At 63.9% G+C, this 20,110-nt stretch carries 8 protein-coding genes; 5 read left to right on the top strand and 3 right to left on the bottom strand.

Going from position 1 to position 20,110, the window contains the following annotated elements:
* Nucleotides 1-3: 3 nt before the first annotated feature.
* Genes ACSSVH_RS20850 through ACSSVH_RS20835 form a run of 4 tightly spaced genes read left to right on the top strand, consistent with a single transcriptional unit; the run spans nt 4 to nt 3,301 of the window.
* Entirely contained in the window at nt 4-1,263 is a 1,260-nt protein-coding gene (locus tag ACSSVH_RS20850; RefSeq protein WP_492633676.1) for a hypothetical protein, read from the top strand.
* 15 nt (nt 1,264-1,278) lie between these two features.
* Nucleotides 1,279-2,016: a fimbrial biogenesis chaperone gene (locus ACSSVH_RS20845; RefSeq protein WP_492633675.1), complete on the top strand. Its 738-nt coding sequence runs from the start codon at nt 1,279-1,281 to the stop codon at nt 2,014-2,016.
* The gene (locus ACSSVH_RS20840) at nt 2,016-2,543 is read left to right on the top strand and encodes a fimbrial protein (protein WP_262376936.1); all 528 of its coding nucleotides are present in this window, start codon (nt 2,016-2,018) and stop codon (nt 2,541-2,543) included. Before ACSSVH_RS20845 ends, ACSSVH_RS20840 begins: the two co-directional genes overlap by 1 nt.
* Nucleotides 2,544-2,557: 14 nt before the next feature.
* Nucleotides 2,558-3,301, top strand: coding sequence for a molecular chaperone (locus tag ACSSVH_RS20835; protein ID WP_170041806.1), 744 nt, complete (start codon nt 2,558-2,560; stop codon nt 3,299-3,301).
* On the opposite strand, the gene ACSSVH_RS20830 is transcribed toward ACSSVH_RS20835, so the two are convergent.
* Both ACSSVH_RS20830 and ACSSVH_RS20825 read right to left on the bottom strand, forming a co-directional pair.
* Complete coding sequence (locus tag ACSSVH_RS20830) at nt 3,291-8,303, bottom strand: NEL-type E3 ubiquitin ligase domain-containing protein (RefSeq protein ID WP_492633674.1); 5,013 nt, start codon at nt 8,301-8,303, stop codon at nt 3,291-3,293. The two genes, ACSSVH_RS20835 and ACSSVH_RS20830, sit on opposite strands and share 11 nt — an antisense overlap.
* Nucleotides 8,304-8,421: 118 nt before the next feature.
* The gene (locus ACSSVH_RS20825) at nt 8,422-11,553 is read right to left on the bottom strand and encodes a transglycosylase domain-containing protein (protein ID WP_492633673.1); all 3,132 of its coding nucleotides are present in this window, start codon (nt 11,551-11,553) and stop codon (nt 8,422-8,424) included.
* A gap of 601 nt (nt 11,554-12,154) precedes the next feature.
* On the opposite strand from ACSSVH_RS20825, the gene ACSSVH_RS20820 reads away from it, so the two are divergent.
* Nucleotides 12,155-13,573, top strand: coding sequence for an amino acid permease (locus ACSSVH_RS20820; RefSeq protein WP_170041809.1), 1,419 nt, complete (start codon nt 12,155-12,157; stop codon nt 13,571-13,573).
* Between the two features lie 48 nt (nt 13,574-13,621).
* Here the strand turns inward: ACSSVH_RS20820 and ACSSVH_RS20815 are convergent, their stop codons facing one another.
* The gene (locus tag ACSSVH_RS20815; RefSeq protein ID WP_492633672.1) at nt 13,622-20,104 is read right to left on the bottom strand and encodes an NEL-type E3 ubiquitin ligase domain-containing protein; all 6,483 of its coding nucleotides are present in this window, start codon (nt 20,102-20,104) and stop codon (nt 13,622-13,624) included.
* Nucleotides 20,105-20,110: the final 6 nt, after the last annotated feature.

The raw sequence follows: 20,110 nt of genomic DNA, 5'->3' as shown, positions 1-20,110 counted from the left end.
GTCATGACGAGATTGCCTAGCACCATGAGACGTATCAGCACCTTGATCACCCAGCTTGGGGTCGCGGGCGCGGCACTGTTGTGCAGCTCCACGGCGCTGGCCCTGACCCAGGACATCACGGCGGTATTTACCCCGGACCCTGGCAACCCTTTTGTGAACACGTTTCGCAATACCACGCCGGTCAGTTCTATCTGTCAGTCGCACATTCCCAGCCAGTGCAAGGCGCTGAACTTGTTCAGCCTGCGGATCCCGGCGTTCGACGCCCTGAGCAACGCGCCGATCCAGGCCAACCACGAAGATGAGCGCCAGGGTTTTATGGTGCAGGTGCCCTCCAGTTGGCGTGATGCACAAGTCACCCACACCCGCACCGGGGAAGTGGAGACCGTGCAGATGCGCATCGCCGGCTTCGGTGGGCTGTGGCAGGTTTCCTATCCGCCGGGCGTGTCGGGCTGGGCCCAACCGGGGTTTTTTTGGACGACTCAATGGCTCAGGGCCCCAAGCCCTTGCGTCAGTACTGGCCACCTTGCGGCGGGTCGGCAAACGGCGACCTACTTCTGGATCGTCCCGGAAGGCGCCGGGGTGTGCAGTCGCAAGCCGTCCCAGGACCTTGACTACATGCGTATCTACCAAATGGAGTACGCCTATGAGATCCGCACGCCCAACCCCTTGGGTATGTCCAGTGGCGAGTACACCGGCAGCCTGACCTACACCCTGGGGCCACGGGGTGACTATGACTTTGGTGATGTGCTGATCCCCACCGACAACCAACTGACCTTCAACTTCAACCTAGAAGTGCAGCACCAACTCCAGGTGGAGGTCCCGCCGGGCGGCAACCGCGTCGAGTTGGTGCCCCAGGGCGGCTGGCAAGCCTGGGTCAACCAGGGCCGCAAACCGGCGCGGCTGTTTCGCGACCAGACCTTCAATATCTCTGCCTCGTCACGCTTCAAAATGCAGATGACCTGCGAGCGGGTGATCGGCGACACCTGTGCCTTGCGCAACACCAGCGACGGTCACGAGGTGCCGGTGGATGTCGCCGTCAGCCTGCCCCACGGCCTCAACCGTGAGGATGGCGCCGGGGTGATCCGCCAACCGCTGTTGCTCAGTGGCGTCGGCACCGAGATGTTGCAACCGACTTTCTACGTCAACCGCCGGCCCGGCACGTTGCACTTCGAGGTCAAGAAAGAGTACGCCGACCAGATGCTGGAGCGTGGCGGCACCACCTATGCGGGCCAGGTCACGGTGGTCTGGGATTCGGAGCTTTAAATGAGGTGTATGGGTATGAAATATCTGTTGGCGCTGTGCACGCTCTGCTGGCTGCCGCTGTCGATGGGCGCGCCGAACATCAATGTCGGCGTGTTCTACGACTACCTGGCTGAGGACAAGAGCACCTACCTCAAGCGGGTGTTCAACAGCGGCGACAGCACGGCGTTTATCAAGGTGTCGGTGATGGAGATTGTCTACAACGCCGACGGCACTTCCGAAGAAGTCGAACTTAAAAGCAACCCCGAAAACACCGCCCGTGACGGCTTGGTGGCGACCCCGGCGCGGCTGATCGTACCGGCCAACGGCATGCAGGGCACGCGCCTGCTGTACCTCGGCCAGCGCGACAAGGAGCGTTATTTCCACCTGCGTTTTGTGCCGGTGATGCCAGAGCCCGAAGACGGCTTTGTGGTGTCCAGTGAAGAGCGCGAGACCTACAAAAATAGCCTGTCGGCCGGGGTCACGGTACTGGCCGGGTTTGGCACGGTGTTTTTCGTGCGGCCCAAACACAGCCGCTTCGCCACCCGTGTCGATGAGCGCAACGACGCCTATGGCCTGCACAACGACGGCAACAGCGTGGTGGTGGTGGATCAGTTCAAGGACTGCCCCACTGGCCAGACCCAGGAGTGCCTGCCCGTGACCAAGAACCACATCCTGCCGGGGCGCAGCTTCAGCTTTGCCAAAGAGGCCGGGCGTACCTACCGCTTTACGCTGGTCGAGGGCCGCGCGAAAAAACACTACGAGGTCAAAGGCTGATGATCATTCAACGCGCCCCCGAACCCCCGCGCCGCTCGGGCAAATTGTGCAAGGTGCTGATGGCAACCCTGCTGCTGCTCGCCGTGGCCCTGCTCAGTACCCAGGCCCTGGCGATTCGCGAAGAACAGGTGTTTGACGTCACGGTGAGCATTCCCACCGCAGACTTTTATGTGCTGCCGATCCGCCCCGCGTTCCTTGAGCGCCAGCAGGAAATGACCTGGAACCTGGTGACCCGCACGCTCAAGCCGCTGCGCGAACAGTTCGACGTGAAGAACAGCGGTGGCGGCATTGTCGCGCGCCTGGGCCAGTTGCCGACCCTGTCCAATGGCCGGCGCCTGATCCTGCTCAATGTCGAGTTCAACGGCCAGTTGCTGGATTTGACCGATACCCAAGTGGTCTCTGCCGAGCAAGCGCGGGCCGGCAAACGTGTGCAGCTGGAAATTTCCGCCGTCGAGCCCGAGGACGGTTATGTGGCCGGCGACTATTTTGGCAGTGTGCATCTGATCTTCGACGCGCTGCGCCCGTAATCAATGAGGTGCTTATGAAATACCTGTTTGCAGCACTGGGAATGTGCCTGTGGTCGCTGAATGCCCAGGCGGGACCGGCGATCAATGTCGGTGACTTCTACGACTACATGAACGGCGACAAGAACACTTACCTCAAGCGCGTGTTCAATGGCGGCACCAGCACCGCGTTCGTCAAGGTCGACATCACCGAAATGCTCTACAAACCCGACGGCAGCTATGACGAAGTGCCGCTCAAGGACCAGGCCGGCACTGGCCTGGTACGCGATGGCCTGATGGCCAGCCCGGCGCGCCTGATCGTGCCGGCCAACGCCATGCAGAGCACGCGCCTGCTGTTTATGGGCGAGCGCGACCGCGAGCGTTACTTCCGCGTGCGCTACCTGCCGGTGGCGCCGGAGAAGGACGACGAGTTCGGTGTCAGCGACGAAGACCGCACCGCCTATGAGGCCTCGCTGGCGGGCGGGGTGCGGGTGATGTCCGGCTACGGCACGGTGTTCTTCGTACGCCCCAGCCAGAGCCGCTTCGACACCCGTGTCGAGAACGGTGGCCAGCGCTACACCTTGCGCAACGCCGGTAACACCGTGGTGGTGGTAGACGAGTTCAAGGACTGCGCCGTGGCCGATCGCCTGGACTGCGCGCCCGTGACCAAGAACCACATCTTCCCTGGCCGGGTGTTCAGCTTCGACAAACAGGCCGGGCGGATCTATCGGTTTTTCCTGGTGGAAGGCGCGGCCGAAAGGGTGATTGAAATCAGCGGCTAGCCCGGCGATTACGCAGCTCTCGCGCCGCCATCAAGGCGGTGCGGGTGCGCTGGCGCATCCACTCCTCGGCGTTGTAGCCCAGTTCCTCCTCACGTTTTTCGCAGGCAGCTTGGAATTTCAGCGGGTCTGCCAGGTTCGACTCGGTCATGCCCTGCGCCTTGGCCAGGGCAGCGATCTGTGCGGGTAACGGTACTTTCTGCGGCACCTGTTCCCACATCTCTTGCAGATCAAGCAACTGCTCATGCTGGGTCCTGAGCCACTGCTGCTGTTCGGCGTATTGGCCGGCATAGCGCTTTTGCAGCCAGGCGCGCCAGTGCGGGTCCAGCAGCATGCGGTTGACCAGACCGTCGCCGTTTCCCAGCTCCTGCACCCGGGCATAGGCCGCGTCAATCTGCGCGGCGCTGACCCGGGCGGTGCTGCGGTACAGCATATGCTCGGCGATCCACGGCAGGTCCAGGCGCACGGCAAGTGCGGTCTGGTAGGCCAGGTAGATTTCTACCTCATCGACCTGGCCGGCCACGCCGTCGACCACTTCGGTGAGAAACCGCAGGCCCTGGCCGCCCTCGGCGACCGGCGCCAGGCGTTGTTGCACATCGGTGCGGATCACATCGTTGAGCTGTTGCAGGCGCGCCCGGCCCCTGATCAGGGTGGCCAGTTGCAGTTCATGCGCCTCTGGCGTCTGCGCCTGGTGCTCGATCTGGTAGAGCAGCACCTCGACCCCCAGTTCATTGAAAATCTGCGTCCCCGCATCCGGGCAGTTGCTGGGGAAGCTGGCCATCTCGAACAACCGTTTGCGCAGCGGCGTGTCGACCACTGCCGCTTGCAGCAAGAGCCACACCTGCTGCGTCAACTGGCGGTGGTTGGCGGCGTAGCGTTGTTGATCTTGCGGGGTCTGGAACACCTCCGGCTGCTCCAGGGCCTTGAGCACCTCGAACAAACCCTGGGAGCCATGTTCGTGCTCCAGCGCGTCCCAGACTTGCCGGGCTTCTTCCCGGGCGGCCGGCGACAGGTAGTTCAGCCACGGCGTGCAATCGCCGCGAGGTTCATAGGTGCGCTCCGGGTCCAGGCCGACCGACGCGCGGTAGGCTTTGAACTGTTCGCGTTGCAGGGCGTCCAGCGCCGAGCGGTTGAGGTAGGTGCGTGCCACCAGCGCGGCTTCGCGACTGCCCAGGGCCACCGCGGGCAGGCGGGTGATCGCGGTGCCTTGCAGGTTCAAGAAGAACGGCGCCGGTCGCGGCACCTCGAACAGTCCTTCGGGCCAGCGCTTGATTGGGCTGTGGCTGAGGTCCAGGTGTATCAGGTCGCGCATGCGCCCGATGTCCGGCGCTTGCTGGGCGCGGGTGTTGTTGAGCTTGAGGCGCCGCAGGTAGCGCAGGTTTTTCAGGCGGGTGATGTCTTCGACCGGCAACGTCAGCGGGCACCCGGCCAGGTCGAGGTCTTCCAGGTGGCGCAGCTCGCGGATTGCCTCAGGCAGGCGGGTCAGCGGGTTCTCTGCCAGATACAGGGCCGACAGTTGCGGGAAGTGCTGCAGGAACTGGCCGTGGGCCGGGCCGAACTGACTGCGGATCAGGTTCAGCTCCGTGACATGGCTGAAGTCGGCGCGCAACGGCGGCAGCGTATCGGGCAGTGTCACGCCGCTGAGGTCCAGGCGCGAGCCGAGGGGCTCGGTGGCGGCGCGGATCTGGTCCTGCCAGCATTCGAGAACTTGCCCCTGAATGAAACTGCGCAACTCCCGTTCCATGGCGGGCGGATGATGCCCCGGCTGGCGCGACCAGTGCGCCAGATCGCCGTCCAGACGGTAATGCTCAACGATTAACTGGTTGACCCGGGAGCCGATCTGCTCGTGGCCGACCTTGTCCATAAAGGCCAGGATGCGCGCTTCGCTCTGGTGCGCAAAGACTGTCTTCAAGGCGTTCAGGATCAACGCGTCTGCACTTCTGAGTACCGCAGTGCGCACGGGTATGGGTTTGCCGAGCAGCTTCAGCGTTTGCGGGTCGGCGTGGCGTGGGACCGGCAGTTGGGCCAGGGCGGCGCGGCGTTCGGCCAGAGGCTCAAGGGTGGTCAGCAGCCAATGCCGCAAACCTTCGCCCTGGCCGGGGCCAAGGCCCAGGGCCCGGCGGCTGTCGAGGGGGGCGGCGTGCAGCAGGGCTTCGTACAGGGTGTCGAGGTCATGCAGCTTGCGGTGCTCGGCATCGCGCACTTCGTAGCCCAGGTGGTCTTTCCTGACCAGGATGCGCCGGGTACTGGCGTTGGCCGGCCCTGCCTCGCAGCGCAGCCGGCCATCTGCGCTGTGCTCGCGGATTTGCAGGTGCAGGTCGGCAAACCAATCGCTGTGGCGTTTGAGGGTGCCGAGCAGCATGCGTTCGCTGTCGATACTCTGGCGCCAGGGGAAGTAGAAACCTTCATAGGCGTGGCTGGTGCCGGCGCTGAAGTGCAATTCGCGGGCGAGGTTTTTCAGGCGCAGCGGCAGGCGCCCCTGGGTCGCCATCAGGTTGCGCTCGGCTTCATCGGCAGTGGCGAGCAAGGCCCGCGCCACGCTCGAATCCATCTGCGCGAAATGCTCGCGCAGCAGGCGGATACCCGGCTCATCGGACAGCTCGCGCAGATGATGGGCGTACTGGCCGATCTCTGGCGCCTGGCGGGTGACGTAGGCCGCCAGTTGCTCGCGCAGGTGTTGCACTTGCTGGGCCTTGGGCACCTGGGCGCCGAGCAGGGCACGGGTTTGCGGCTCATCGAGAAAACCCAGTACCTGTTCCGGCAACTGGCCGGACATGACTTGCGCCACACTCAGGCGCAGGGTGTCGGCAGGCGCCGCAGCGAGGTTGCCGTAGCGGTGCGAATCGCCGCTCAGGCTGGCGCTGAGGAACACTTGCAGGGCCTTGTCCTGGGGCCAGCCCTCCAGTTCGGTGACGGTTTGCTCGAACCAGGCGGAGTCTGGGGCCAGGGGCATGCCTGCGCGGATCTGCGCGCTGGCCTGTTGTGCGCTGGCGTAGGCCTCGAAGCGGTTCAGGGTGTCGGCCAGCAACGGCGGCAGAGGCTGCTCATGCAGGTACAGGCTGCGCAACTGGTCGTCATCGCAGCCACTGGTGCGGCGGATCTGCTCCAGTTGCGCGGCGCTGAAAGCCTCGGCCCTGGGCCCGAGGCGGCGCATCAGGGTGGAGCTGTCCCAGGTTTGCGGCTGCTCGGCTTCATGCACCACGATGCCATTGCCGCGCCGATGCACGTGGGGCCGGTAGGCATCCGCGCGGCGCGGGTGGACGATGCGCCCGTGTTGCACCTGATACTGCGCACCCTCGTGGCGCATTAACGGTTGATCTGCGGGTGCGCCCGGGTCGGCGACATAGGGCGCCAGGTCCGGGTTCCATAGGCGCCGGCGGCCGTCGGCGAGCGTCACTGGCGTGAGCCCTTCGACAAACGCCGACAGCTTGAGGCGCAGCGGCGCCGCCACCTGGATGCCGGCGGCGAACAGGCCGAACTGCACCAGGTCCTGGGCCACCCCGATCAAATGCTGCGCCGCCTCTGTGCCTCGGCCCTGGGCCCAGTCGACCACCCCCTCGAACACCTGGTCGGTGAGCTGATAGGCGGTGTAGGCGAGCATCACTTCCCCCAGCCCCGGCACAAACGGGGTGAGCACTTGCAAGGCGGCGTTGAGGATATCGCCGAGGATTCGCCCCAGGTTGTCCCACCAGGCCTGGCGGGCCAGGCGGTCGACGCGGCTGGTCGAGACGGCAATGTCCTGGGCGTCATTGAGCACCTTGTTCAGGTGCACCCGGTAACGGTAGTGCCACAGGTCATTGTTGCCGCTTGAATGCGCGCGGTTCTGGTAGTCGTCGGCAATGGGCTGCACATGGAATTGCAGGTGGGGATGGTCCAGGGGCGTGTCTTGCCAGGTCGGTTGGCTATCGGTCGCGGCTTTGGCGCGCCACTGCACCCGGCTCAGGCGGGTATTGAGGTTGGCGAAAAAAAAGCCGCGCTGATCATGGTCGACAAAGCGGCTGAAGAACACCTGATAGCGTTCGCTGTCACGCAACTGGCGGGTCAGTTCGCGAATGAAGGCCAGGGGCGTGGGGTATTGCTTGAGGGGGTGCGCGGGGTCGTCCGGCACATAGGCAATCACCCGCGCCGCCGAGTGGGGTGTGGCGCAGAACAGCAGGATGCCGGTCAGGCGCGTGTTCATCAGGTCCAGGGTGTGGCCGGCAAGCACCTGGCCATCCAGGCGCAGGGCCGTGTTGCCAGCGATCAGCGCGAGCACTTCGTCACAGGCATCCTGGGGCAGGTCGCCCTTGACCAGGGCCAGGTGGGCGGCGGCCTTCAACGCGGCTTGGTGCTGGGCGATCACCTGGCGGCGCAGGTCGCGGGCCACCGTGGGGTTGTAGACACCCATGACAATCTTCAGATGTTCACGGTAGTGCCCGCCGATGTTCAGTGCGCGGCACAGTTGCTTGAAACCCTCGGCGGTCAGGGGCGTGCCGCGGGTCTTGTGCTTGAAGGTCAGGCTGCGCTGCTGCCCACGGGCATCGGCGCCAGACAGGAAGGCATAGTCGACAAAGCTGTCGGTGGCGGCAAAGTTATGCAGCGCCGCATCCAGCAGCGACAGCGTATGGCTGGTGACGCCTGACTTGAAGTCATGTACCCACCAGGCTGTCGACGCTTTGGCATACAGGCGCACATAGGTGTTGCGCACATCAATCGGGCCATAGTCGGCGCTTAGCGCGCCGCCCAGGATGCGCTCGGCGTAGGCATACAGATCATTGAGGGGCTGGAGGCGCTTATCCAGGGTGTTGAGGGCTTGCCAGTGGCCGGCGATAGCCTGCCGCAGGTTGGCGTGCTGTGCCGGCGCGGCGTTCGGGTAGGGCGCCGGGTCCTGGAGCCCGACGGCCTGCAAGGCATCCAGGCGGTGCGGGGCGGTGGTTTTCAGCCACGGCGGCAAGGCACTTTCAAGCAATGGGTAGTGCCGGCCTTGAAACGTGGCCGGGCGCGGGGAAGGGAGTAAATCAGCCATGCAACAGATCCTGAAAAGAGCCATGAAAGCGCTTCAGTCTATTTTGGGCTGGGGCCGAGAATAAGTTTGAATACTGGGTCCAACAGGCCGCTTACACAGGCGAACCGTTCAAAAATCATCACCTTGAAAACAGCCGGTTACCGCCCTGGTTCAGCGCCATTGAGGCGGGGGCACACAAGGTGTGGCTGCCCGGTTGCAGATAAGGCGTGAGGATCGGCGCCATGCCCTTGAGCACCTGCACCGGCAAGGCCGAGGTGAAACTGAAGCCCTGGGCCGTGGCGCCGGGGACGAAGGCGGTCAAGGTGCCGAAATGGTGCTCGCCGATATAGAACACAAACGTCGCCGTGCGGTTGATGGCCTTGGAGCTGAGCACGCGCCCGCCGGCCCCGATGGCTTCGATGCGGTTGTCGCCGGTGCCAGTCTTGCCACCCATGGCCAGTGGTGTGCCGTCGGCCAGCTTGAAACTGCCGGCCACGCGCTTGGCGGTACCGGCATCCACCACTTGCGACAGCGCCTCGCGCAGGGCCGTGGCCACGGCGCTGGGCATCACCCGCTTGCCGCGCTCGGGGTCGTTGACCAGGCGTGTGTCATAAGGCGTGCGGGCGGCAAAGTGCAGGCTGTCGATGCGCAGTGTCGGCTGGCGGATACCGTCGTTGAGAATAATCCCCACCAGTTCGGCGAGCGCGGCCGGGCGATCGCCGGAACTGCCGATGGCGGTGGCGAGGGACGGTACCAGATGGTCGAACGGGTAGCCCACCTGTTGCCAGCGCTGGTGGATATCCAGGAAGGCCTCGATCTCCAGCATGGTGCGGATGCGGCTGTCCCGCGCGCTCTTGTGCCGGCTCTTGAACAGCCAGCTGTAGACCTCCTGGCGCTCGTGCGTGCTGGCCGCCACCGCCTGGGTGAAGGTGGCGTCGGGGTGTTGCAGCAGGTAGCCGAGCAACCACAGGTCCAGGGGATGGACCTTGGCGATATAGCCCTGGTCCGGCAAGTCGTAGGCACCGGGGCCGTAGTTCTGGTAGAGGTTGGCCAGGCGTTCGTCGCTGAGTTTGGCGCGGGCCGTGGGGTCATTGAGGTGGGCGCGCACAAAACTGTTGAAACTTTGCTGGCTGGCCTGCGGCAACAGGTAGCGGTGTACGGCGGCCAGGCGGATGGCGGTGGGGTGCAGGCTGTCGAGAAAGGTGTCGAGGCGCGCCTGGGTGTCCTTGTTACGGTACTTTTTCCAGAACCGCAGCAAAAAGGTGGTGCCCTCGCGGTCGGCGAATTTGGCCAGGTATTCCTGGCGGCGCGGGTCGCTGTCGTCCTTGAGCAGTTCGGCGCTGTTGTTGGCGCCCTGGTAGGTGCTGTAGCGCACCAGGTCGCGCATCAGGCGGATAAATGGCAGGTTGATCGACTCGCGTAGCGCCTCGCGCAAGGTCGGGTTGCGGCCGTTGTCTTCGTTGCGAAAGTTATGGAAGTGATGCAGGCCGCCCCCTGTGAAAAAACTTTCGCCGGGGCTGGCGGAGTAGTGCCGGTCCAGGGCTGCGGCGAGCATCGTCGGCAGGTTGCGGTCACTGTTCTGCGCCAGGTAATCCACGGCCCAGCGTGTCAGGCGGTCCTGCTCGTCGATGACGACTTTTTTCAGCGCCGCCGGGCTCTGGTCGGCATAGCGTTGGTGCAGTTCGCTGATGATTTGCATGTAGGTGGTCAGCACCCGCAGCTTGGCGGTGGAGCCCAGTTCCAGCTTGCTGCTTTCATTGATATCGAAGGGCTGGTCGGTGTTGTCGGTCTGCACCCGCACCCGGGCGCCGTCGGTGGTCATTTCGTAGAGGGTGAAGCTATAGCGCACCTGGGCCGTGCTGGCGGGGGTCAGCAGACGCGGCCCGAGCAGGCCGAGCTGGCCGGCGAAGGCCGGGTCGGCCAATTGCTTGAGGTACGCGGTGGCCTGGCTTTGCAGATCGCTTTGCAGGGTGCTGGTGGCGGCCAGGTCGAGGCGGTCGAGGTCGTACAGCGGGCGATCGAGCAGGGCGGCCAGGCGGCTGCGCGCGACACTGATGCCCTTGTTGGTTTCTATGGGCTGCAGGGTCGGTTGCTGCTGCCAGTTGCGGTAAGTGACCTGGCTGGCCAGTGCGGCGCTGGCCAAGGCCGGATCGATCACCGCGTTCTGCGCCAGCAGGCGGATATGGCTGTCGGTGAGGCTGGCCAGCTCGTCGCGGCCCTTTGACAGGTAGTGGGAAGGACGGCGCTGGGCGATGGTCAGCGACAGCACTTCACGCAGGGCCAGGCCTTTTTGCGCAAGATCCTTGGGGTCGTCACTGGCCAGCAGGCTGTTGGTCCGGTTGAAGTCGGCGCCGTACCAGACCCGCAAGCCTTCGGCCATACCATGCACTTCACCATGCCCGGGCACCGCCGACAGCGGCACGCTGTTGAGGTAATCGCGCACGATCGCCTGGCGCGCTACCAGCGTCTGGGGGCCGTCCAGGTAGGTGCGCACGCTGGCGGAAATCATCTGGCGGATCTTCTCGCCACCCGACAGTGTCAGCCCGTCGGGCGAGTGGCGATATTTCTCCAACTGCGTGGCCAGGGTGCTGCCGCCTGCAGTCTGGCCCGGCAGGTGCAGCAGCCGGGCCACCTGCGACCAGGCGGCCTTGGCAAAACGCGGCCAGTCCACGGCGGGGTTGGCCTGGGGCTGGGCGGGGTCGAGCAGCTCGCGGTTCTCGATAAACAGCAGGCTGTTGACCACCACCGGCGGGATCGCGGCAAAGGTCGGATAGAACTGCTGCGGGTAGCTGAACTGGTACAGCGGCTCGGCGCGGCAATCGCTGATCGACAGGCCTGCCTGGATCTTCTCGTCATAGGGCACAAACAGCCCCTGGCGGCTGTAGTCGAGCAAGGCCTGGGAGAACTGCGCCTGGCTCTGGATCAGGTAATTGCGCTTGAGCAGGCGTGGCAGAAAATCACTCAGGGCACTGTAGCCCAGGCGTTTGTCGAAGGGGCCGGCGCCGGGGTAGACAATCGCCGCGCTCGGGCCGGGCTGCACCTGGTAACTGAGGGTGGCGGCGATCCGGCTGAATTCCCGGGCCTGCCACTTGGAGGTGCGCATTTCCCGGGACGCGGCATAGGCCAGGCCGATCAGCAGCATCACCAGCAATAGCCAGAACATGCGCCAGCCGAAGCGGTGTGGGCGGGTTTTTTGTGGCAAAGGCGGTTCATCCGCACTGTCGGTTGGCACCGCAGCCTGGGTCGAATCGGTTTGCCATAAAACACCCATAGTCGATTGATCCATTCACGCAGATTGATCGGACTTGTTTCAAGCGTAGTCGCTGATTGGTCCACGCAAGGAATTTGTCTGCGCCGGCCATGACCGACTACCACCGACGGCAGCGGGCGCGGCCTTTCGCAGCATCCAGGCCGGACAGAGCGGGCGCGTGACGCATGCCCTGGCGATTCATCGCGGCGAAATCAACTTGCGCGTGGCGCGCGAGCTGTTCTTTGACGCGCCGCCCTGGCCTGAGGGCGAAGTGCCGTTCTAGAGCCTTTGCGATTGGTAAATGCGACCAGGGTAGGGGCATGACGCTGCACCCATGCTGTGCAATACTCGCCGCCGTTTTCCAGGGAGAACGGCGTTCCAGGCAGATGATGCCTCGCCGTCATATCGGCTTTTGCCGAGAGTTCTCGCTGAATTTTGCCGTTTATTGAGTGAAAAGCTCTATAGGGAGCTTTTTATACTGCACGCCCGCTGATCTGGCCGGTTTTCCTGTCAGACGGATCTGCCCACAAGGTAGGCCCGGTGACCCAGGCGTACGAGCCCACCCGCTGGTACGCCCGAGACTCGGTGGTTCAATCCAATAACAAAATGAGGTTGTACCCCTATGCCTGTTGGCAACCATCAGCCCCACGGCGAGACCGCTTCCGGCGGCCCGCTCAAACGCGAACTCGGCGAACGGCATATTCGCTTGATGGCGCTCGGCGCCTGTATCGGTGTCGGTCTGTTCCTTGGTTCGGCCAAGGCCATTGAAATGGCCGGCCCGGCAATCATGCTCTCGTACATCATCGGCGGCCTGGCGATCCTGGTGATCATGCGCGCCCTCGGTGAGATGGCCGTACACAACCCGGTGGCCGGCTCCTTCAGCCGTTACGCCCAGGACTACCTCGGCCCGTTGGCGGGCTTTTTGACCGGTTGGAACTACTGGTTCCTGTGGCTGGTGACCTGCGTTGCAGAAATCACCGCCGTCGCCGTGTACATGGGCGTCTGGTTCCCCGATACACCGCGCTGGATCTGGGCCCTGGCCGCCCTGATCAGCATGGGCACCATCAACCTGATCGCGGTCAAGGCCTTCGGTGAGTTCGAGTTCTGGTTCGCCCTGATCAAGATCGTCACCATCATTGCCATGGTGATTGGCGGCGTCGGTATCATTGCCTTTGGTTTCGGCAACGACGGCGTGGCGCTGGGGATTTCCAACCTGTGGGCCCACGGCGGCTTCATGCCCAATGGCGTGCAGGGTGTGTTGATGTCCTTGCAGATGGTGATGTTCGCCTACCTGGGCGTGGAAATGATCGGCCTGACCGCCGGTGAAGCGAAGAACCCGCAAAAAACCATCCCCAATGCCATTGGCTCGGTGTTCTGGCGCATCCTGCTGTTCTACGTCGGTGCGTTGTTCGTGATCCTGTCGATCTACCCATGGAATGAAATCGGCACCCAGGGCAGCCCGTTTGTGATGACCTTCGAGCGCCTGGGCATCAAGACTGCCGCCGGCATCATCAACTTCGTGGTGATCACCGCCGCGCTGTCGTCGTGCAACGGCGGGATCTTCAGCACCGGGCGCATGCTCTACAGCCTGGCGCAGAACGGCCAGGCCCCGGCGACCTTCGGCACCACCTCGCGCAACGGCGTACCCCGCAATGCGCTGCTGCTGTCGATCTTCGCCCTGCTGCTGGGCGTGCTGCTCAACTACCTGGTGCCGGACAAGGTCTTCGTGTGGGTCACTTCCATCGCCACCTTCGGCGCGATCTGGACCTGGGTGATGATCCTGCTGGCCCAGCTCAAGTTCCGCAAAAGCCTGAGCCCGGCCGAACAGAAAGCCCTGAAGTACCGCATGTGGCTGTACCCGGTCAGTTCGTACCTGGCCCTGGCGTTCCTGGTGCTGGTGGTGGGCCTGATGGCGTACTTCCCCGATACCCGTATCGCGCTGTATGTCGGGCCGGTGTTCCTGCTGTTCCTGACCGTGCTGTTCTACGTGTTCAAGCTGCAACCGACCCAGGCCGGCGTCGGTTCACAGCGTTCGGCGTAAACCCTTGAGCCCTGGCCGGCCTGTCACCTGCGACAGGCCGGCCCAGGTTCAGGTGCGCATCAGCGCCCGTTGCGTGCCCTCCGTCAACTGCCGGACCAGGCGGTTATGTTCGCTGGTTTCCAGGTCAACCAGTGCCTGGCGCCGCTCCAGAAATACCTGCGAACGTTTGTCCTGGAGTTCCCGATTCAACAGGCTGACCTTGTAGCTCACGGCTTGCTTGACCGTGATAAAAGGCTCCGGATGACTGTTGGCCAAATACTCAATCCAGAACTCACTCATCAAAATCGCCTCCTGCACGGCCGGTGATTGGCCGAGTCTGCGCAGGGTGCTGCGTGCCCGGCCCACCACCTCATCGGTGACATAGTCATCCACGGTGTACAGCAGCTCCAGCGGATAAAACGGCAATTTGAATTCACTGGCCAATTGGCTGCGCAGGTATACCGTGACCTCGGCCGGATCGACAGGCAGCCCGGCACGCTCGCGCTCGAGAATGAACTGGTCGGCAAAGTGGTCCAGTTGGTTGAGGTAGAAGCAACTCTCGGCCAATTCCAGCAACGCCCGGTCAGCCAGATAACTGCGCGGTTGCAACTTGGCCTGATGGATCCGGTGGTGCAGTTCCATGTTGGTAAAGGCCAGCAGCACACTGTCGCCGCAGTTGCCGGAGCCGTAGGTGTTGAGGCACACCGCGTTGCGCAGTTGCGTCGACTCGCCCATGGCCTGCAACAAGGTCCAGACTCGCTTGGTCAGGCCAGGCCTCAACTTTTTGTTGCGGTAGGCGTGCGTATTCTTCAGGTCACGCAGCACGCGGAATACATCATCGGCACTCGCCGTTTCATTGGCCTTGAGCTGTTCCCACAATTGTCGGCGCGGCGTTACGTCCTTCTCGGCGACGTCGGTCAGCCAGGTGTCGAAGTCATTGGGCGTCGCTGGGGCATGGGCGGGGGTGCGCAGTTGGCCACCCAGGCGAATACCGGTCTCGAGGTAGTAGCGGTCGATGCGTGCCAGGGTCTCGGCGGTCAGCGGGTTCTCATGCAAAAAGGTGTTGCGATTGGCGGCTTGCAGCCACGGGTTGGTGAACACTTCTTCGGGAATGGTGCTAATCGAGTTGGTCTGCAGGTGCAACTCCTCCAAAACCGGCAGGGCGCCGGCGCCGATCGGCCATTGGCTGATGCCGGTGTTGGCCAGGCGCAGGCGGCGTAGCCGGCTCATTTGGCTGACATCCGGGGTCAGGTCCAGGTCCGGATTATCGTTGAGGTCGAGGTGTTGCAGATTGACCATGCCGGCCAGGCGTTGCACGGCGTCTTCGGTCAGGCGAAGGTCGTTGTCGTTCAGGTCAAGGTGGTTGAGCGTGGTCATATCGGTGACCGCGCTGGGCAGTTCCGTCAGGTAACAATCCAGGCGCAGCACTGCGAGCCCGGTGAACTTGGTCAGAAAGTCCGGCCCCGAAGCGGGGAACGCGTTACCGGAAATCCGCAGGAATTGAATGTGATTGAAACCGCTGGTCCCGGTTATGAACGAGGCCGGTGGCAAGCCTTCGTCGTCCAGTTGCAACTCCAGTGACGGTACGTTGAACAGGCCGGCCATGTACACCGTGGAGGTTTCCCGGCGCCATGCCGCACACAGTTGGGAGGCGATATAGCGCCGCCTGCCCCGGCCGGTGCCCAACGGGTCGATCAGAGGGTTGTCGGCCGCCACAGGGGTTTCGCTCCAGCGCGTCAGTTGCGTATCCATGGCCTGGTACTCGGCTTTCAGCCGTTCCAGTTCGAGCAGTTTTTCCGGGTCGGTCATGTTCAACGCGCTCAGGAAGCTGCGTGCATCGGCATTGCCCAAGCGCGGGTACAGCTCCTGGACCTTGGCTACCAGGTTCGGCGGCCGTGGCCCGTGAAACGGCCAGAGGCGCTGCCACAGCGGGTACACCAGGAACGAACGATCCAGGCCCATGGGCGGTTGCATCCAGGGCTGCAAGTGCGGGATATCCAGCAGGCCCTTGATCTCCACGCGGCGAGCCAGGGCCTGCTCGGCGATCTGGCGGCGCAACTCGGCAATCGCGCTGTCGGTGTCAGCCTCCAGCAACACCTGCTCGGCAGCGGACAAGGTGCTGAGAATGACCATCAGCAATCGGGTCGACGGTTGGCCGAGTGTCTTGCCGTGTTCGTCATAGGCCTGATATCCACGGTTGGTCCTGGCCACGGTCTTGCGTGACGAACCCGCCAGGTGGCCCGCTGTTTCCAGCAGGCGTCCCTGGTCGTCCCATTCGCGGATATCGACGCGCAGGTTCTTCGGCCAGGTCGGCAGCCGGCGCAGCAGGTACAGCGTGATCCGGTCGCTGTCGGCATTGGCGCAGGCGTCCACATACAAGCCTTCGAAGGCACGGTTGAGGCGCAAGTCATGGGTTGTCAGGCGCGCCTGTTCTGACAGGCGCAGGCTCAGTTGGTTTTTTTCATGCAGTTGCTTGAGTTCCCGCGGCGAGGCATGGCCGAGAATCGCCTTGACCGCGTTGTTCGGCAGCGCCGGGTACTGGGTCTTGACGGGGCGCTCCTGGGCGGTGGTTGCGGCCTCGCTGCGCTGGTACATGGATTCGAGGATTTGCCCACGCTCGCGCTCAGTGTATTCGACCATCCGGTTGATCAGTTGGACCAGGCGCTGTTCCAGGGTTTGCGGCAGCTCGCCGAGCAGGGCCAGGGCAAGGTCGTCGTCGGTGACGAGTTTTTCCAGGAGCCCGGGGCTCCTGATGTCCTGGTCGGTGACTTGTACCACCTTGGCCCCGGGTGCTTGGTTTGTTGGGTAGCGCAGGGGGCTGGCGCTGCCGACAATCTCCAGCACGTGGCTGGCGGGCCAGCCTGGCAGGCTGGTGAGGATCAGCAGGCGCAGGTCCGGGTTGGCGACCGAGGTGCTGGGCACCTGATAGAGCGAGACGATGAACTGGGTGATCTGCTGGTCCATCCTGAAGCGCTTACAGGTATCGGCAAGCATCGGCGGGGCCGGCCGGCCGCTGCGGTGGACCTGGCGCAGCACGTGGGCCGGGGTGTCGGTCAGGGCGATGATTTTCGCAGCTTCGCCCTCGTCGACCAGTTGGTGGTCACCCCCCAGGCGGTACAGCAGTCGATGCTCGTCCCATTCCATGGGGTTCTCGCTGGACAGACGCCAGGCCCCTTCACGGTTGTGTTCCAGGGTGGGCGTATCGACGCCAATCTTGTCCGGGTGCTTGAGCCGCCACCGGAAAACCCGCTGGTCATAGATGACGCGGTACAGCGAGCCAAACAACGGCAGGTAATGCTCGCCCTCATGGGAATACAGCCCCTGGGTATCGGGCAGCAGTTTGGCCGGCAGAGACAGGGTGTGCTCGTATTGCTTCAGCGAACCGTCGGCCAGGCGCACATAGCCTTGCGGGTTGCGCTGGTCGCTCATGTACTTGCCCAGGGTGTTTCGCAGGCCTGGGGCGTCGGTCACGCTGGCCATGCCCAGCAGTTCCCGCTCATGGGGTTGCAACACCGAACCGATGGCCAGGTAGAAACTGTCGACGGCCGGTGTTACGGCGATCGTGCCCGCGTTGCGCATGTCATAGGCTTCATAGTGGCCCTCGCCGCTGTGGCGCAGCTCCACGGTGAGATCGTCAGGACCGCTGGAGCGATAGGGTTTGGCGATCCCGCCGTCGCGCACCTCGGTAATCACGAAGCCGCGCTGGAGCCGCTGGCGTACCAGGGCCGAGGCGAACTCCCTGGCCCATTGGTCGGCGTCGTTGTTGAATAACCGTGGGTGGTACAGGCCATCGATGGCCGCGTCGATGCGCAGGCAAGTGCGGTGGTTGTCCAGCAATTCACGAAAGGCGCCGGGCAGTTCCCCACCTTGCAGGTAGGCCCGTTGTTGGCGGGGTGTCAGCGGCTGTTGTTCCAGCAGCCGTTCCAGCAGGGCTGCAGACAAGGGGCGGTTTAGGTCGCGCAGTTTTTTCAGCAGCGGTGTGACGGCCACCAGCGGCGCGGAGGCCTTGACGGGCAGGAAGCGGCGCACAGCGGCGGGCGGCAGTTGCTCGGGTTTTTCATAGCCGGCGTAACTGACCAGCGCGGCAAACAGCGTCAGGCGCTCCTGGCGTGCCAGGGTGACCACGGCCTGGCGCACCGCCATGATCCGCTGGGCCGGCGTGGCATCGGGTTGGTTGCTCAGGCCCAGTTGCGAGGTGCCGGGTTGCAGGCTGATCACCAGGCCCAACAGCGGTTCGGCGCGGTAAGGCACCTGGCCGCTATCCTCTTCACTTTGGTAGCTGCCGTCTTCGTTGCGGATGATCGTAATGGTCGTCGGCTCGAGCAGTGGCTGGGTGCTTTTGCCGAAGGTCTCGATCACGCTGCGCTGCGGATCGCGGATGCTCAGCAGGGCGGTGGCCGGCCATTCGGGCAACTGGGTCAGCAGGCACAGCACTACGCTGTCGCCATAGGGCGGCAGATAACCGGCTTGATGGAAGCGCCCGATGATGTGCTGGATCAGTTGGTCGGCTTGCAGGCGCCGCACACCTTCGATCAGGTTCAACGGCGCCGGCTCGCCGTGCCATACCTTGTCGAGGGTTGCACGGGAGGTGGCGGTGCAGAGCAACATTTGCTCGAGGTCGAGCTGGGTGATGTTCGAGGAGTCGCCGGGCAGCATCTGTTGCAGCAACTGGGTATCCGACAGGGCCTGGGCGTTATGCAGGTCGAAGGTCCAGGCTTGCAGCGCCGGGTCGAACACGATGGGTGGCTTGTAGCTGCTGCGCCCGTTCTTGAGCACGTAGCGCTGGGTTTGCTGGTCGTGGGTGACTTCGGCGACCTGGGTCTGCTGTTCATGGTGCAGCTTGACGTACTGCTTGCCCTGCACGGCGAATACGCACAGGGCATCGGCAGTCTTGCCCTCCAGCAGGTAAGGCTCGTCATGGGCGTAGGGGTGCGCGTCAGGCTTCCACAGTTCATCGACCCTGTCGGGCCGCGTCACCTTGCGCGGGTTGCCCAGGCGCTGCAGGTGTTCGAGCATGCGCTGGCGATGGACCCTGCCGGCGATGCTGATCAGGCGCCCGCTGATGGCCAGGTCGGCGACATCGCTGAGGGTCGTGGCAAAGCTGCTGGCATCGCCCTTGGCTGCTTCATTCAGGCCCACGCTGACGCTGTAGGTCATGCTGCCCAGCACCGCCAGTTGCATCACCCGGTTCATTCCCGTGACTCCGCCGGGCAGGGGCGTGAGCAGCAGTTGCAGGACTTCGGCGGCGATGGCCGCAGCGGCGTCCTTGAGTGCTTGCCAATCGGCTTCGGAGCGGGTGTTGGCCAGGGTGTCCATATCGGCCTGGCAGCGCTGGACCTGCCGATAAGTCAGGGTTTGCAGCAGGGTTTCGGCGGGGCCTCTGGGTGGATCGGCGGCGAAGCGGATGTCGTCGAGGGTGCGTTCGGGGAAGGCTGCGTGAAACCCGTCGTACAGCTTGCCGGCCAGCCAGTTCAGGCCTTCGGGGCGCTTCTCCAGGGTCAGCAACGGCTTGAACACCGACAGCCCCACCAGCGGCAGTTGCCGGGCAAACCAGCCGAGGTCGTCCTGGCGATGGCTGTCGCACAGTTGCCGGCGAAAGTCGGCTTCTGCCGCGCGCGCGTCGGGGTGGTAGCGAAACGCACCGCCGGGGCGGAAAGGGAAATACGACAGCACCCCGAGGCTGGCCACGCGGATCAGCAGGAGCGGCACGGGAATGGCGCTCTCCCAGGGCACGAAGGGCACGGCGGCAATCGGGGTGACGCCCGAGGTCAGGCTCAGGCTCTCGACCGCCAGTGGCGGCCCGCTGCCATCGAGCGAGGCGGTGAGGCTTGCGTACACCGTTTGCGTCAGGCCGTTATGGGCGCGGTTGCGCCAGGCGTCCAGGGCATCGAACTGCAACAGGGCCTGCGCTGCCACCCCCATCAAGCGGCGCAGCGTACCCTGCTGATCGAGGGTGGCCTTGATCTTCACTTGCAGTTGGTGGCCCAGGTCCAGCTCGCGGGCGATGGCGATAAACTCCCGAGCCTTGAGACTGCGATCGCCGTCGGGGCCCACCACTTTGCTGGCGTCGACGAGGCTGTAGCCGGAGTCCTGGCGCAGGCCTGAGGTGAAGCCGAAGTTCACACAGGCTGCTTCCCACAGGGACATGCTCTTGACGTGTTCGATTTCGCGGTAATCGATATCGGAGCGGCGCGGCGTGCGGATGTGGCTGCCGGGCTGGCGATCCCAGGGTAAGGGTTGCTCGATTTTTTCAATGTAGGTGGTGTCGAAGCGGTACTGCTCGGGATCGCGCCCGCCGATCCGGCTGCGCAACTGCGCCAGGCCATCGGCCTTGAAGGAACGCACCACCCGTTCTTTTTCGCTTTCAACGGCCGCCAGTGCCGCGTGGGCCTGGCGTTGCAGTTGCACGAAACGCTGTTGTTCTTCGGTGTCCAGGCCCTGTAGGGCTTGGGTCACATTGCGCTGGATCAGCTCCAGCGCCTGTTGCTGGGCCCAGGAGGTACTCGATTGCAGATTGCCAGACAGGCCGTTGAGTAAATGATGAGTCGGCATGCGCTC

The organism is Pseudomonas sp. HC1(2025) (genome assembly GCF_058742075.1).
The sequence above is the reverse complement of the archived record's forward strand: the minus strand, read 5'-3'. Positions and strand labels throughout refer to the sequence as shown.